Source organism: Rhodovulum sp. YNF3179 (genome assembly GCF_050586465.1).
Taxonomy (GTDB): domain Bacteria; phylum Pseudomonadota; class Alphaproteobacteria; order Rhodobacterales; family Rhodobacteraceae; genus CAJXYS01.
Map to the genome: position 1 here is coordinate 15,440 of NZ_JBOCEG010000009.1, position 15,476 is coordinate 30,915.

14 protein-coding genes are annotated in these 15,476 nt (G+C 69.0%); 11 read left to right on the plus strand and 3 right to left on the minus strand.

Translation table 11 applies throughout. The annotated features are described in order from the left end of the window. Positions 1–110: 110 nt before the first annotated feature. The 7 genes from ACQ5SP_RS14970 (at position 111) to ACQ5SP_RS15000 (ending at position 8,097) form a co-directional block, all read left to right on the plus strand. Positions 111–899, plus strand: a complete 789-nt coding sequence (locus ACQ5SP_RS14970; RefSeq protein ID WP_430939347.1) for a GntR family transcriptional regulator — start codon at positions 111–113, stop codon at positions 897–899. Beyond that, positions 896–2,317 (plus strand): 3-isopropylmalate dehydratase large subunit, encoded by a 1,422-nt coding sequence (leuC, locus tag ACQ5SP_RS14975; protein WP_430939207.1) that lies wholly within the window; start codon positions 896–898, stop codon positions 2,315–2,317. Before ACQ5SP_RS14970 ends, leuC begins: the two co-directional genes overlap by 4 nt. Then, positions 2,314–2,940 (plus strand): 3-isopropylmalate dehydratase small subunit, encoded by a 627-nt coding sequence (gene leuD, locus ACQ5SP_RS14980; protein WP_430939208.1) that lies wholly within the window; start codon positions 2,314–2,316, stop codon positions 2,938–2,940. The genes leuC and leuD overlap by 4 nt, the downstream gene beginning before the upstream one ends. A gap of 90 nt (positions 2,941–3,030) precedes the next feature. After that, entirely contained in the window at positions 3,031–4,053 is a 1,023-nt protein-coding gene (gene dctP, locus ACQ5SP_RS14985) for a TRAP transporter substrate-binding protein DctP (protein ID WP_430939209.1), read from the plus strand. A 63-nt stretch (positions 4,054–4,116) separates the two neighbouring features. Further along, positions 4,117–4,623 carry a TRAP transporter small permease gene (locus ACQ5SP_RS14990; RefSeq protein ID WP_430939210.1) on the plus strand — a complete coding sequence of 169 codons (507 nt, stop codon included), beginning with the start codon at positions 4,117–4,119 and terminating at the stop codon, positions 4,621–4,623. After that, the gene (locus ACQ5SP_RS14995; RefSeq protein WP_430939211.1) at positions 4,623–5,930 is read left to right on the plus strand and encodes a TRAP transporter large permease; all 1,308 of its coding nucleotides are present in this window, start codon (positions 4,623–4,625) and stop codon (positions 5,928–5,930) included. Before ACQ5SP_RS14990 ends, ACQ5SP_RS14995 begins: the two co-directional genes overlap by 1 nt. Before the next feature lie 484 nt (positions 5,931–6,414). Then, a complete protein-coding gene (locus tag ACQ5SP_RS15000; protein ID WP_430939212.1) occupies positions 6,415–8,097 on the plus strand; it encodes a BCCT family transporter in 1,683 nt (560 codons plus the stop codon). A gap of 30 nt (positions 8,098–8,127) precedes the next feature. Here the strand turns inward: ACQ5SP_RS15000 and ACQ5SP_RS15005 are convergent, their stop codons facing one another. Beyond that, positions 8,128–9,552 (minus strand): inorganic phosphate transporter, encoded by a 1,425-nt coding sequence (locus tag ACQ5SP_RS15005; protein ID WP_430939348.1) that lies wholly within the window; start codon positions 9,550–9,552, stop codon positions 8,128–8,130. 295 nt (positions 9,553–9,847) lie between these two features. On the opposite strand from ACQ5SP_RS15005, the gene ACQ5SP_RS15010 reads away from it, so the two are divergent. From ACQ5SP_RS15010 to ACQ5SP_RS15025, 4 genes are all read left to right on the plus strand, one after another. Further along, positions 9,848–10,387, plus strand: a complete 540-nt coding sequence (locus tag ACQ5SP_RS15010; RefSeq protein WP_430939213.1) for a GNAT family N-acetyltransferase — start codon at positions 9,848–9,850, stop codon at positions 10,385–10,387. A gap of 169 nt (positions 10,388–10,556) precedes the next feature. After that, positions 10,557–10,958, plus strand: a complete 402-nt coding sequence (locus ACQ5SP_RS15015) for a group I truncated hemoglobin (protein ID WP_430939214.1) — start codon at positions 10,557–10,559, stop codon at positions 10,956–10,958. Positions 10,959–11,113: 155 nt separating this feature from the next. Next, on the plus strand, positions 11,114–11,767 hold the full coding sequence (locus tag ACQ5SP_RS15020; RefSeq protein ID WP_430939215.1) for a DUF2848 domain-containing protein: 654 nt from the start codon (positions 11,114–11,116) through the stop codon (positions 11,765–11,767). Between the two features lie 177 nt (positions 11,768–11,944). Next, on the plus strand, positions 11,945–12,718 hold the full coding sequence (locus ACQ5SP_RS15025; protein WP_430939216.1) for a formate/nitrite transporter family protein: 774 nt from the start codon (positions 11,945–11,947) through the stop codon (positions 12,716–12,718). A gap of 49 nt (positions 12,719–12,767) precedes the next feature. Here the strand turns inward: ACQ5SP_RS15025 and ACQ5SP_RS15030 are convergent, their stop codons facing one another. Next, positions 12,768–13,736, minus strand: coding sequence for a homocysteine S-methyltransferase family protein (locus tag ACQ5SP_RS15030; RefSeq protein WP_430939217.1), 969 nt, complete (start codon positions 13,734–13,736; stop codon positions 12,768–12,770). A 136-nt stretch (positions 13,737–13,872) separates the two neighbouring features. Then, positions 13,873–15,348 carry a ferredoxin reductase family protein gene (locus ACQ5SP_RS15035; protein ID WP_430939218.1) on the minus strand — a complete coding sequence of 492 codons (1,476 nt, stop codon included), beginning with the start codon at positions 15,346–15,348 and terminating at the stop codon, positions 13,873–13,875. Between the last annotated feature and the right edge of the window lie 128 nt (positions 15,349–15,476).

Consider the following 15,476-nt stretch of genomic DNA (forward strand, 5'->3'; position numbering starts at 1 on the left):
ACAAAAAATTCGAGCGTGAAAGACAAAAAACTTGCATTGAGGGCCGACCCGGCTAACGATTCACCCAGAATCGGACGGAGGGAGACGTGCCGAAAGACCGCGATCCGCGCATGGCGCCCGAGGGCAGCAAGGCCCATCGCATCTTCCTGCTTCTGCAGGACGAGATCGCGCGCGGCGTGCCGGCCATGGGCGAGGCCCTGCCGGGTGAATTGCGCCTCGCGGAGGATTACGGCGTGTCCCGCGTCACCGTTCGCCGCGCCCTCGAGGCGCTGGAGGCGCAGGGCCTGGTCGAGCGGCGCGCGGGCAGCGGCACCGTCGTCTGCAAGCGCCCCGGCGACGGCGTCAGCATGAGCGCCGATCTGGCCACGCTGATGCCGCAGCTCTTGGAAATGGGGCAGAAGACCACGGCCCGCCTGCTGGATTTCTCGTACGGTGCGCCGGCCCCGTCGGTCGCCGCGGCACTGAGGCTTGGCAGCGCGGACCGCGTTCAGCGGGCGGTGCGCGTGCGGCTCGTCGAGGGCAAGCCATTCTCGCACCTGACCACCCACGTTCCCGCGGACATCGCCCAGAGCTATTCCGAGGCCGATCTCGCCAACACGCCCCTGCTGCGCCTGATGGAACGCGGCGGCGTCCGCGTCGACCATGCCAGCCAGCAGGTCAGCGCGACCCTGGCCGCGCCGCAGGTCGCCGACGCGCTGGAGGTCCAGGTCGGCGCGCCGCTGATCTCGCTGACCCGGGTGGTGCGCGACGCCTCCGGTCGCGGGGTGGAACATCTGCACGCCCTCTACAGGCCCGACCGGTTCCGCCTGGAGATGGAACTCGACCGCGTGGGTGCGGGCGACGGGCGGCACTGGACGCCGGTGGTCATGCCCGACCCGGGCCAGGGAGAGGCCGGATGACCGCGGCGCCGCGCACCTTCTTCGACAAGCTCTGGGACGCGCATCGCGTCCCGATCGAGACGGCGGGGCGGTCGGATCTTCTCTGGGTGGATCGGCATTTCGTGCACGAGGGCTCTCACCACGCCTTCGCCAAACTGGCCGAGCGCGGACTCGGCGTGGCCGAGCCCGACCTGACCTTCGGCGTGGCCGATCACTATGTGCCGACCCGCGATCGTGACGCGCCGATCGCCGATCCCGACATCGCGCGCATGGTCGAGACGCTGGAGCAGAACGCCGCCACTCACGGGTTCCAGCTCTTCGGGCTGCACGATCGCCGGCAGGGCATCGTGCATGTCGTCGGCCCCGAGGAGGGGCTGACGCTGCCCGGCCTTCTCGTCGTTTGCGGCGACAGCCACACCTCGACGCACGGCGCCTTCGGCAGTCTCGGCTTCGGGATCGGCGCGACCGAGGTGGCCCATGTCCTGGCGACGCAGACCGTTTGGCAGAGCCGGCCCGCCACCATGCGGATCCGGGTCGAGGGCAGGCTCGGCCCCGGTGTCGGCGCCAAGGACGTCGCGCTGGCCTGGATCGCGCGGCTCGGGGCCGACGGCGCCCGGGGGCACGCGGTCGAGTATGCCGGCGCCGCGGTGCGCGGGCTGTCGATGGAAGGGCGGATGACACTCTGCAACCTGTCGATCGAGGGCGGCGCGCGCATGGGTCTGGTCGCGCCCGACGCGGTGACGCTGGACTACCTGAAGGGTCGGCCCTTCGCCCCCGCCGGGGCCGACTGGGACCGCGCCTGCGCGCACTGGGCCGGCCTCGCCGGCGACCCGGCGGCGGCGCCGGACCGCGAGGTGGTGCTCGACGGCAGCGAGGTCGCGCCCATCGTCACCTGGGGCACCAGCCCGGAAGATGCGCTGCCGATCACCGGCACGGTGCCCGATCCCGCGCGGGCGCCGGACCCGACCCGGGCCCGCAAGATCGCGGCCGCGCTGGACTACATGGGACTGGCGCCCGGGCGACCGCTGGACGGGATTCCGGTCGACCGGATCTTCATCGGATCCTGCACCAATGCCCGGATCGAAGACCTGCGCCGCGCGGCGGCGGTGCTCGAGGGGCGCCGCGCGAAGGTGCCGGGGCTGGTCTCGGCGGGGTCCAGCCTGGTGAAGGCCCAGGCCGAAGAGGAGGGGCTCGACGCGATCTTCCGCGCGGCCGGGCTGGAATGGGTCGACTCGGGCTGCTCCATGTGCGTCGGCATGAACGGTGACCGCGTCGCCCCCGGGGAACGCTGCGCCTCGACCACCAACCGCAATTTCCGCGGCCGGCAGGGGCCGGGCGCGCGCACGCACCTTATGTCGCCGGTGATGGCGGCAGCCGCGGCGGTGACCGGCACACTGACGGATGCAAGGCCGCTGCTGGCCGGGCGGGAGGTCGCATGACCGGCTGGACGCATCACCGGGGCAAGGCCGTGGCATTGCCGGTCGAGGGTATCGACACCGATCAGCTGATTCCCGCGCGGTTCATGTCGCGGCCGCGCGCCGCCGGCTATGGCGATTTCCTGCTCCACGACCTGCGTTTCGACGCCGACGGCACGCCCGACCTGGATTTTCCGCTGAACCGGCCCGAAGCCGCGGGCGCCTCGATCCTGGTGACGCGGCGCAATTTCGGCGGCGGCTCCTCGCGCGAGGCGGCGGTCTACGCGCTGGCCGATTTCGGGTTCCGCGCGGTGATCGCGCCCAGCTTCGGCGACATCTTCGCGGCCAACGCGGTCAATAACGGCCTGCTGCCGGCACGCGTCACCCCCGCGGCGGCCGAAACCTTGCTGGAGATACTGGAGCGCGCGCCCGCCCGGATGGAGATCGACCTCGAGGCGTGCAGCGTCGCGGTGGCCGGGGGCGGAGAGGAACACGCCTTCACGCTCGACGACGCGATGCGCGAGAAACTGGTGAATGGCTGGGACGACATCGACCTGACACGGCGCCACGCGCCGGCGCTCGACGCCTGGCGGCGCGGGCTGAAGACGGACCGCCCCTGGCTGTGGCCAGGCGGCGGAACGGGGTGAGGCGCCCTGCCGGGCGTCGCGCGAAGCAGGGGGCGGAAAGCCCCGCAACAGGGAGGGGCCTCGCGGGGCCCGCAACGAAGGAGACAAACCATGCGACACGTCCTGACATCCGGACTTCTGGCGGGCGCGACGCTCGTGGCGTTACCGGCGAGCGCCCAGGAGCAGACCCTGACGGCGGTTCACGCCTTTCCGACGACGCTGATCTACACCCAGAGCTTCCTCGAGTTCGTCGACAAGGTGAACGCGGCCGGCGAGGGCGTCGTGCAGATAGAGGTGCGCGGCGGCCCCGAGGCCATCGGCATGTTCCAGCAGCCCGACGCGGTGCGGAACGGCGTGGTGGACATGGTCTACACGCCCGGCAGCTTCTACGCCGGCGCGCTGCCGGAGAAAGACGCGATGGTGGCCTCGAACATCACCGCGATCGAGGCCCGCGAGAACGGCGGCATCGACCTGATCAACGAGATTCACCAGGAGAAGATGGGGGTCTACTACCTCGGCTGGTTCGACTCGGGTGTCAGCTACAACCTCTGGACCGTCGACAAGCCGGAACTGGACGCGGACGGCAATCTCGACGTGTCGGGCTGGAAGCTGCGCGGCAACCCGGTCTACAACGCCTTCTTCACCGAGTATCTCGGCGCGCAGGTCATCGACCTGCCCACGACGGACGTCTATGCCGGTCTCGAGCGCGGCGTCGTCGATGCCAGCGGCTGGACCCAGATCGGGCTGATGGACCTGAAATGGGACGATTTCGTCAACTACCGGATCGAGCCCGATTTCTTCTCGACCGATCTCGGCGTGATCGTGAACCTCGACAGCTGGAACGAGCTGAGCGACGAGGCCAAGAGCATCCTGCAGGAGACCGCGATCGCGCATGAGCGCAGCAGCGTCGAGAAGCTGCGCGAGCGGCGCGACGAGGAATTCGCGGCCCTCGAGGAAGGCGGCATGCAGGTGGTCGAGCTTACCGGCGAAGCGGCGTCCAACTACCTCGCCGCCGCGCGCGAGAAGACCTGGGAGCGGATGCGCACCCAGATGGAGAAGCACCCGATGGGGCTCGAGCATTACGATGCGCTGCTCGAGCATTTCTACGACCCGTCGCGCGATCCGGGCCAGTAAGCCCGCCGGTCCGGCGGCCCCGCGCGGTGGGGGCGCCGGGCCGTGCCATCGAAAGGTGCCCGCATGAAGCGGCTGGTCCAGCTGTACGACCTGATCCTGACCGGCATGGCCCTCCTGGCAGGGGGGCTGCTGGTCTGGCTTATGGTGTCCATCCTGATCTCGGTGACGATGCGGAATTTCGGGATGCAGCCCTTCGCGTGGCTGTTCCTGTCCGGGGAATACGGGCTGTTCTACCTGACCATGCTCGGCGCCCCCTGGCTGGTGCGCGAACGGGGCCATGTCCATGTCGAGCTGGTGACCGCGATGTTGCCGGGCCCGGCGCAGAGGGTGCTCAGCCGGCTGATCGCGCTGGCCTGCGTGGCGCTCTGCGCGCTGCTCGCCTGGAAGGGGCTCGAGCTGGTGCAGCAGAACTACGCGCGCAACGACTATGACGTGCGCGCCTATTTCACGCCGAAATGGATCCTGACCATCGCCTTCCCGGTGTCGTTCGGGATGATGGCGGTGGAATTTGCGCGCTTCGTCTTCGGGCGCAAGCTGATGCATTCGGGCCAGGCGGGGATACACGAGTGATGGAGTGGTATGCGGCGCTCGCCCTGCTTCTGGGATCGATCGTTTTCCTGATGGCGCTGGGCATGCCGGTCGCGCTGGCTTTCCTCGCCGCCAACGTGCTGGGCGCCTGGGTTTTCATGGGCGGGGCGCAGGGCGTGGTGCTGATGCTCGACAACGGTTTCGGGGCGCTTTCGAAATTCGCCCTGATCCCGATCCCGCTGTTCCTGCTGATGGGGGAGCTGTTCTTCCACACCGGGCTCGGCGCGCGCATGTTCAACGCCATCGACCGGCTGCTGGGGCGGTTGCCGGGGCGGCTGTCCTACGTGACCGTGCTGGGGGGCACGGGCTTTGCCACGCTGTCGGGGTCGTCGATGGGGTCCACGGCGCTGCTCGGCTCGCTGATGGTGCCGGAGATGAACCGGCGCGGATACAAGAACAAGATGTCCATCGGGCCGATCCTCGGCACCGGGGGCCTCGCGATCATCATCCCGCCCTCGGCGCTGGCGGTCCTGCTTGCCACGCTGGCCAAGATCGACGTGGGCGCGCTGCTCATCGCGGGGGTCATCCCCGGGCTGGTGCTGGCCGCGCTCTATATCGGGCTGATCTTCCTGCAGACCCGTGCCGACCCGGGCGCGGCGCCTGCCTACGAGGTCGCGCCGATCCGCCTGGCGGCGAAGGTCGGCCTGGTCCTGCGCGACGTGGTGCCGATGACCGGCATCATGGTGATCGTCGTGGCGATGATGCTCTGGGGTATCGCCACCCCCTCGGAGGCGGCGGCCTTCGGCGCGCTCGGCGTCATCATCCTGGGCGTGATCTACCGCTGCCTGTCCTGGGAGGTCATCCGCAAATCCGTCGAGGGGGCGCTCAAGGTCACGCTGATGGCCTACCTGATCGTCTTCGGCTCGGCGACCTTCAGCCAGCTGCTGGCGTTCTCGGGGGCGTCGCACGGCCTGATCGACTGGTCGACGGGCTTTGACCTGGTGCCCGTGGCGATGCTGCTGGCGATGTTCGGGGTGCTGCTGATCCTCGGCATGTTCATGGAGCAGATCTCGATCATGCTGCTGACGGTGCCGATCTTCTTCCCGCTGGCGGAAAGCCTCGGCTTCGACCCGATCTGGTTCGCGCTGATCATGCTGCTCGGGCTCGAGATCAGCTTTACCACTCCGCCATTCGGGCTGCTGCTCTTCGTGATGAAGGGCGTCGCGCCCCCGGGGACGACGATGCGCGACATCTACCTGTCGGCGCTGCCGTTCATCCTGTGCTCGCTGATCCTGGTGGCGCTCCTGGTAGTGTTCCCGGGACTGGCGCTCTGGCTTCCGGGGCGGTGACGCGGCGGCACGTGACGACGGCGTGCCGGTCGCCGCATGCGCGGGCTTTCCGATCCTGTGAGCGGTCGTGGCGACCATCATCCTTGAGACCGTCCTCACGGGGCCGCTGCCCTTCGCGGCCTGCATGGTGGTCGCCGTCAAGTTGCCCGGTCTCTTCCCGGGACCGGCGCCCTGGCTTCCCGACCTTGTGATGGGGCCAGACCGGGGTGCGCGACCGGACCCTTATCGCCGCGGCCGCGGAAAAACGCCTGCAGAGGACCGGCCGGGATGCCCCGCGACCTTTGCCCGCGGGAGGGATCGGAAGCCCGGAAAGCCAGAATAGAAAGCTCGAAAGCCCGGGGAATTTTGCCCCCGGGCCCCGGTTCCGGGGCGCCGGTGCGAGCCCCGCGACACCAACCGGAAAACCAAGGCCTTCGATCGTACCCGCGGTGTTCGACACGCGTTGGGGCGCCCGTTAGGTTGCGACCGGAAAGGGGGACGCGGGATGACCCAGCCTGCCAGCGCGACCACGTCAATCCTGGGAGATGTCGGCGCCGTTTTTCGCGTGTCGGTCGCGATCGTCGTGATCTTTGTCCTGGCGGCCGCGATCGCACCGGGGGCGGTGGAGCGCGCCGCGCAGGCGGTGCTGCATGCCACGGCGACGAATGTCGGCTGGATGTACCTGCTGGTGATGACGGGCTTCGTCTTTTTCGTGCTGTTCCTCGGCCTCTCGAGGATCGGGGGCATCCGGCTGGGCGGCCCGGAAGAGCCGCCAGAGTTCTCGTTTCCGAGCTGGCTCGCGATGATCTTTTCGGGCGGCATGGGCGTGGGGCTGGTGTTCTGGGGCGTCGCCGAGCCGATGATGCATTTCAACGATCCCCCGCTCGGCACCGGGCTGCCGCGCACGGCCGAGGCAGCCCAGACCGGCATGCGCTATGCTTTCTTCCACTGGGGGCTGCACCAATGGGCGAATTTCGCTTTGGTGGGGCTGGCCATCGCCTATGTCCGGTTTCGCCACGACAGCCACGGCCTGATAAGCGAGACCTTCCGCCCGCTTCTGGGCGCGCGCGTGGACACCGGCTGGGGCAAGGCCATCGACGTGTTGACCGTCGTCTCGACGGTCTTCGGCGTGGCCACGACGCTCGGGCTCGGAGCGCTGCAGATCAACAGCGGGATCGCGCAGCTGACCGGCATCCCCTACGGCTTCCCGGCGCAGCTGGCGATCCTCGCCGTCATCGGGGGGCTCTTCATGCTGTCGGCCATGACCCCGCTCGATCGCGGCGTCAGGCTGCTGAGCAACGCCAACATGCTGCTTGCCGCGGCGCTTCTCGGGGCGGTTCTGCTCTTTGGGCCGACATCCTTCATCTTCGGGGTGCTGACCCAGACCCTGGGGGAATACCTCGGCAACGTGATCCAGATGAGCCTTGTCACCTCGCCCTATTCGAACGGGGCGTGGGTCGAGCAATGGACCATGTTCTACTGGGCCTGGGGGCTGAGCTGGGCGCCCTTCGTCGGCAGTTTCATCGCCCGGATCTCCCGCGGGCGGACCATCCGCGAATTCGTGCTCGGCGTGATGATCGTCCCGGTGGCGCTGAGCATGCTGTGGTTCTCGACCTTCGGCGGCGCGGCAATCCGGTTCGAGATCTTCGAGAACGCCGGTATCGCCGATGCCGTGGCGGCCGAGGTTCCGGCCGGGCTCTACGCCCTGCTCGACCAGTTGCCCGGCGGCGGGGTGCTCACGGTCGCATCCATCCTCCTCGTCGGCATGTTCCTCGTGACCTCGGCCGACTCGGCCACCTTCGTGCTTGGCATGTTTACCTCGAAGGGCGTGCTCAACCCGACGCGGCTGGTCCGGGTGCTCTGGGGCTGCCTGCAGCTGCTGATGGTGGTGGTGCTGCTGCTGACCGGCGGGCTGGATAGCCTGCGGACGGTCTCGATCATCGCGGCCTTTCCCTTCATGCTTCTGATGATCCTGATCGCGGTCTCGCTGTACCGCGATCTCTCGCAGGAGATCGCGGCGCGCGACGAGAAGGCGCGGGTTCTCGAGCAGCGGATCGAGCGCCTTCTGCTGCGGGAGTCCGAGCGCGAGGCGGCCGAGAAGGCCGAGGCCGAAGTCCATCCGACCGTTCCCGAAAACGGGCAAGGGGCGCCGTCCACCGACCTCGAGGAGGACGGTCCCGGCCGCTGATCCAACCCGGATCGGACGCCGCGGGGGCGCCTAGCCGAAGAGGACGCCCAGCAGCCGGAACGTCGCCGCCGACAGGGCCGCCGCCGCCGGCACCGTGACGACCCAGGCGGCCACGATCGTGAGGAAATGCGAGCGGCGCACAAGCTTGCGCCGGCGCCGTTCCGCGTAGGGCAGCGTCAGGGGCGGTGCCGTCCTCTGCCTGTTGGAGACGGCGCGCCTCTGCATGTACCATTCGCGGAAGAAGCCGACCCCGAAGACCCCGCCGATGGCGATGTGGGTGGAACTGACCGGGAGCCCCAACCAGGACGCGATGAGCACGGTGATCGCGGTCGACAGCGCGACGCAATACGCGCGCATCGGGTTCAGCTTGGTGATCTGGTCGCCGACGAGGCGGATGAGTTTCGGGCCGAACAGGATCAGCCCGAGCGAGATGCCGAAGGCCCCGATCATCATGACCCAAGCCGGAAGCGCGACCCGGTCGGAAAAGGCGCCGGACTCCTGCGCATGGACGATGGCGGCAAGCGGCCCCACGGCGTTCGCGACGTCGTTGGCCCCGTGCGCGAAGGAAAGCAGCGCCGCCGAGATCACCAGCGGGAAGCCGAACAGCGCTTTCAGGGACTTGTTCCGGTTCTCCATGCCCGCGGCCTGCCGGCGAATGACGGGGATCGCGGCCAGCCAGGCGATCAGCCCGGTTGCCGCCCCGAGCCCCAGCGCCGCCCCGATGTCGACCGAAACGACCCGTTTCAGGCCTTTCATCGCCAGATACGCGGCGAAGGTCCCGGCCATCACACCGATGAGGACGGGCACCCATTTCCGTGCCGCCGCGATCTTGTCCTCGCGGTAGATGATGCGTGCCTTGATGAAGGCGAGGACCAGCGCCGCGATGGCCCCGCCCAGCGCCGGCGAAACGACCCAGCTTGCGGCGATCGCGCCCATCGTGGGCCAGTGCACCGCCGACAGGCCGGCCGCCGCGATGCCGGCCCCCATGACCCCGCCCACCACGGCATGGGTCGTGGATACGGGGGCGCCGATCCAGGTCGCGATGTTCACCCAGAGGGCCGCCGACAGGAGCGCCGCTATCATGGCCCAGGTGAAAACCCGCGCATCCGCGACGCTGTCCGCGTCGATGATTCCGTTCGAGATGGTCGAGACGACGTCCCCGCCGGCGATCAGCGCCCCGGCGGTTTCGAAGATGGCGGCGATCGCGATCGCGCCGGTCAGCGACAGCACCTTCGCGCCGACGGCCGGCCCCATGTTGTTCGCGACGTCGTTGGCACCGATGTTGAGCGCCATGTAGGCGCCGAGGCCCGCCGCGATGACCACGAAGAGCGTGCCCGGGGCGAACCCGAACACGATCCCGGCGACGAGGACCGCGAGCAGAACGAAGATCAGCGCGGCCCCGAAACCGATCAGCGGGCGTGCCACGTAGGCGGTGGCGATCTCGACGCGCCCCATCCGGGTCAGATCCTTGTCGAGGGTGTGCCAGTTTCTTTTCCGAACGGGTTTCTTCACGGCGCGGAATGATCCTGCATGGATGGGGCGTCTGCGACGCGCCGATGGCACGTCTCCTCGCCCGTGACAAGGCCGTGACGGCCGTGACCGGGGATCGCCGGTCGTCGGCAGCGCGCGTAGGGCGTGGCGCGTGAAACCGCGCGTTCCCCATGACGGCACGGAAAACGTCGGCTATGAGGGGGCGTGCGGCAACGCACCCGGCGCCGTGGCACGGGATCGACCCGGAGGAGGATCATCGGTGGAGTTTTCGACGGAATTCAAAGGCCGCGAGGAAGAGATCGCCGACATGTTCGCCGCGACCTTCACCGACTCCGAGGGGGCGGAGGAGGGCACGCTGATCGGCGGCTTGGTGCGCGAGCTCCTGATCGGCACGCCGGACGCGGATCTGCACGTGTTCATCGCCCGGTCCGACGGGGCGATCGTCGGCGCGGCGATCTTTTCCAGGCTGCGCTATGCAGGGGATGCGCGCTCGGTCTTCATCCTGTCGCCGATGGCGGTGGCGACCGGCCGGCAGGGCGCGGGGATCGGCCGCGACCTGTTGCGCCACGCGCTGGGCGCGCTGCGCGTCGCTGGTGTCGAGATCGCGGTGACCTATGGCGACCCGGCCTTCTACGGACAGGTGGGCTTCCGGCCGATGACGGAAGAGATCGCCCCCGCACCGCTGCCCCTCAGCCATCCCGAGGGCTGGATCGGCCAGTCCCTGACCGGCGCGGAGCTGACCCCTTTGCGTGGTCCCTGCACCTGCGTGACCGCCCTGGACAAGCCCGCCCTGTGGTAGGGCGCGCCCCGCCGGCCCCGTCCCGTCCCGTTCCGACCCGCCGCGATCCTGTTCCGCGTCCGCAGCCGCCCGGTACAGGTCTTGTACTGGACGCCCCCGGCATCGAGTCGGCACCCTGTGTGCGCGGCCGGCCGATGGCCGCGTTACACAGACTGGAAGGAGCACACCCATGGCAGAGCCACTTCTCCGCGAACTCTCCACCGTTTCGCTCTACGAACGGCTTGGCGGGGCGTCCGGCGTGCGACGACTGGTCGACGAGATCGTCGAGGCCCATATGCGCAACCCCGTCATCAAGGCGCGATTCCTGCCCTACAGGGAGGATCCGGACAGGCTCGACGCGACCAAGCAGCAGCTTTGCGCCTTCTTTGCCGCCGGCAGCGGCGGGCCTGAAAGCTATACCGGACGCAGCATGCCCGAGGCGCATCGCGGCATGAATATCGGCGAGGCCGAGTACATGGCGGCAACGGATGACATCCTGTCCGTCATGGAAAGCCATGGCTACCACGCCGATGTGCGCAAGGACGTGCTTGCGATCGTCTATGCCCTGAAAGACGAGATCATGCGGGCCTGATCCGGCCCGGCGCGCCGGGCCGGGTCCGGCGCGTCGACACGGCGGGCCGCCATCGCGATGGAACAGCGCGGGGATATGCAGTAGCTATCGGGCGGACCGGTCCGGCCGGACCGGTCGCCGCGTTTCGAAAACCGCGCCAGGAAAGGGCTTTGCCGATGTTGTTCCAGACCCCGCAGGGACCGCGCGATCTGAGCGTCGCGCAAGTTTTCGTCGCCGGCTGGACCGGCCGCGACAGCGGCCAGGTGCAGCATCATATCCGGGAACTCGAGGCGATCGGCGTGGCACCGCCGTCGGAGACCCCGCTCTTTTACCGGGTTTCGGCGGCGCTGCTGTGCCAGAGCGACAGTATCCAGGTGCTTGGCCCGGACACGTCGGGCGAGGCGGAACCGCTGATCGTCCGCTCCGGCGGCCGAACCTGGCTCGGCCTTGCCTCGGACCACACGGACCGCAAGCTCGAAACCCATTCCGTCGCGCATTCCAAGCAGGCCTGCATGAAACCCGCCGCCGGCACGGTCTGGCCAATGGACGAGGTGGCCGGGCATCTCGACCGGATCGAGATCCGGTCATGGCTTCTGGAGAACGAGGCCTGGGTTGCCTACCAGGACGGCACGCTCGCCCAGATCCTGCCGCTCGAGGACCTGATCGCAGGCGCGGCCCTTCCGGACGGCGCGGCGATGCTTTGCGGCACGGTGCCGGCGGTGGGCGGGGTGCGCGCCGGCGACGGGTTCAGCATGGAATTCCACGATCCGGTGCGCGACCGCACGATCCGCGCCGCGTACCGGACGGTCAGTCTCGAAATCGTTTCCTGACCGGCCCGCCGGCGATCGGGCAAGGCGCGTCTGGCGGATCTTGTCCCGTCATGCTTTGATTGGGCGCCCGGCGCGCGCCATCGGCGCGGACCCGTCCGGGCGCGCATCGCCACGCGGGCAGGGAGGTGCCGGAACCATGTCGGAAGACGCCGAACGCGACCGGGACGAAAAAACCGGGTGGACGCCTACGAGAAGGTCCCTTCGGCGGTCATATTCGAGGCCATCCGCCGTGAGGGCGAACACGAACTGTCGCGGCCGTTCAGCGCGCTCTGGTGGTCGGGGGTGGCGGCCGGGCTTGCGATCAGCACCTCGGTTCTGTGCAAGGGCTTTCTCGAGTCGATCCTGCCCCATGCCGACTGGGCGGCGGGCGTGTCGAACCTGGGCTACACGGTGGGGTTCCTGATCGTCATCCTCGCCCGGATGCAGCTCTTCACGGAAAACACGATCACGCCCATCCTGCCGCTGTTCCTGGCCCCGAGCCGGGCCAACTTCTACCAGACCGCCCGTCTCTGGAGCATCGTTCTGGCGGCCAATCTCGTCGGCTGCGCAGCCGCCGCGGTGGTGCTCGTGCACGGCCATATCCTGCCGGAAGCCCGGTTCGACGGCATTCTGACCGTGTCGCGCCACTACGCCGAGGCGACGGCGCTCGAGCATTTCGCCTGGGGCATTCCGGCCGGCTTCATCATCGCGGCGCTGGTCTGGATCCTGCCCCGGATGGAAGGCGCGGGCGAGGTGCTGATCATCGTGATCCTGACCTACGTCATCGGCCTTGGCGGCATGTCGCACGTCGTTGCCGGCTCTACGGAGCTGTTCCTTCTGGTGGTGCGCGGCGAACTGGGGCCGGTCGAGGCGGTTCTCGGCGGCATTCTCCCGGCCTTTGCCGGAAATGTCCTCGGCGGCACGGGCATATTCACCGCGCTGACCTATGCACAGCTGCGCGAGGAGATCTGACCCGGGCGACCGCCGGCGGCGGGCATGGGACCCCGGTGCCCCCCGGCCGCTATGCAGGCGCCGCGGCGGGCCCGCGCACGGCCATCACGTTGCGGGCGATCTCGTCGAGATGGCTGTCCCATGACCCGCAGCAGCCGCCCCAGATATCGGCGGCGGGATAGCGCCGGGCCAGGTCCCCCATCTGCCGGCCGAGTTCCGCCGGGTCGCCTTCCTCGATATGGCCGAGCTTGCAGAGCGATACCTTGTCCATCTCGGCCGCGTTGGGCCGGAATGACCGGATGCGACCGGTCCAGTCGCCGGGGCCGAGCGCCGGTTCGAACTCGACCGGGTGGGAACAGTTGATCCCGTAGGACTCCGGCCGGGCCTCCCCGGCTTCGGCGTCGGTGGTCTCGATGGCCTCGCGCAGGCTCGGGCCCGAACTCAGGCGGTGAGCACTGTTCAGGGTGAAGGACATGTTGAGCGGCACGCCGGCCGCGGCCGCCGCCCGGCTGACGCCGACCGCCTCGGGGATATTGTTGAAGGTCGCCGCCCAGACCAGATCGACGCCGCAGTCCTTGAGCGTCGCGATCTGCGTGGCGTGATAGTCGGCGGCGTCTTGCGCCGTGATGTTGCCGCCGGTCCCGTAGGCGTCGCCGCGCGGTCCGACGCAGCCGCAGATCGCGATATGCGGTATCTGGTCGCGATAGGGGGCGGCCACCTCGCGCAGGAAATCGATGCACTTGTGCTGCATCTCGGCCAGGCCGGCGGCGGAATAGCCTAGCTTTTCGCCCCAGTCCGGGCTGGCGCGGTAGTCGAAGCCGGCCATCGCGGCACCCATGCCGTGGGTCGCGGCCACGTCCAGATAGCGCCGATACATGTCGCGCAGATCCGTGACGGCCTGTGGATCGTCGAGCAATTCGAACATGGCGAATTCGCGCAGCCGATGGCCATGGCGGTACATGATCTCGGTCTCGGTGCCGCCTTCGGCGAGGTAGGTGATCCCGCTTGCCGCGGGGGTGAAACGCGCGGTCTTGGACATGGCGACCTCCTGCCTGCCCTTTTCGGGCGAAAAGGTTAGCCTACCACGACTCACCCCGCCCCTGTCCAACCCGCGCCGCAGGGGCAATGACGGGCGGGGCCGGGCGGCCCCGCCAAGGGCCGATCCCGCGACGCCTTCAGGACAGGATCGGTACGGCGAGCGCGATGGCGGCCGCCAGAACGGCGAAGAGGCCGAGGAACCGGTAAATGCGCCGCCTGTCGCGCCGCGAGGCCAGCGCGCCGCGATAGTCGAAGCGTTCGTATTCCACCATGTCGAGCGGCATGCCGAGCCCGATCAGCGCGTCGGAGACGCCGGTGATCATCGGGCCGGGGCCGCAGATGAGCGCCAGGGTGCGGTCGCGCGCCAGATCGCCCAGCAGCCGGTCCAGCCGCGCCGGGTCGAGCCGGCCCACCTCGCCGGTGAATCCCGGGGCGTCGGCCTCGCTCAGCAACATGACCTCGAGGTCGATCACGTCCTTCGCGGCCTCGATCTCCTCGAGGCAGGCGAGGTTGCCCGGCTGACCGACCGCGTAGGCCAGGCGCACCGGGCGCCGGTCCCTGCGCGCCACGAGATCGCGCAGCAGCCCCATGATCGGCCCGATCCCCGCACCGCCGGCGATCAGCAGGATCGCGTCGGCGTCGCGATGCTCCAGCGTGAAGCTGCCATGGGGGCCGTCGATCCCGATCGGCGTGCCCGGGGCCAGCTGTCCCGCGCGGTTGGTGAAATCGCCGGCTTCCTTGACGATCAGGCTCAGCCCCGGCCGGGCCGGGCTGTCGGCGATCGAGAACGGATGATCGAGCAAGGGGAACCGGCCGCGCCCCTCGGTCATCCAGACGAATTGACCGGCCTTGTAATCCATGTGTGGCGTGCTCTCGCCGGGCTGGATGTCGAGCTCCCATGTGCGGTCGGCGAGGCGCGTGACGGATCGTAGTTGCCACGGGTGCGTGTGTAGCCGCGCCCAGCGCCAGCCGTAGAGCACCGCCATGACCAGCACGATCGCCCCGGCCACACCCCACCAGAGCCCGGCAAGCGCACCGCCCGCGCTGAACCGGCCCACGGTCAGCGCGTGATGCAGCCCCGCGCCCACGGCCGTCAGCCCCAGCAGGAGATGCGTGGCCCGCCAGAGCTCGTAGCGCCAGGGCAGGCGGTCGCGCAGGAAGGCGGTGGGCACCAGCAGGACCAGCGCGGCCAGCGCGACGATGCCGGAGCGGTAATGCGGGCTGGTGTGATAGGCGACCAGCCGCTCGATCCCCAGCGCGCGCGATTCGGTCCAGGTCGGGATCACGTAGAAGACGGGATGCAGCAGCAGCGCCAGCAAAAGCCCCCAGGCGGCGATCTTGTGGAACGCCATGACCTTGTCGATCCCGAGCCGCCCCGACACCGTTTCGAACCGCCCCGAGGTGAAGAACTGCACCGCCATGCCCGACAGCGCCACGAGCCCGAGCGCGGCCGCCGCGGCCTCCCACGGGTGGGCCGGCGCCACGTGCCGCCCCGCCGCCAGTGCCAGCGGCAGGAGGCAGGCGGCAAGATAGGCCAGCGCAAGGGCCCGGCCGCTGGGCCTGGGCAGGTCGCGCGCGCCGGCGCGCGGAGCGGATCGGTTGATCTCGGTCATGGGGTTTGCCGTCCTCCTTCCCGGAACGCGGCGTCAGTGATGACGCCGCGCTGTGAAAATGCTTTGATACCGATCAATGTCATCAGAGGCTCACAGAGTCATGTAAAGCTTCGGCGAACCCTATTTTC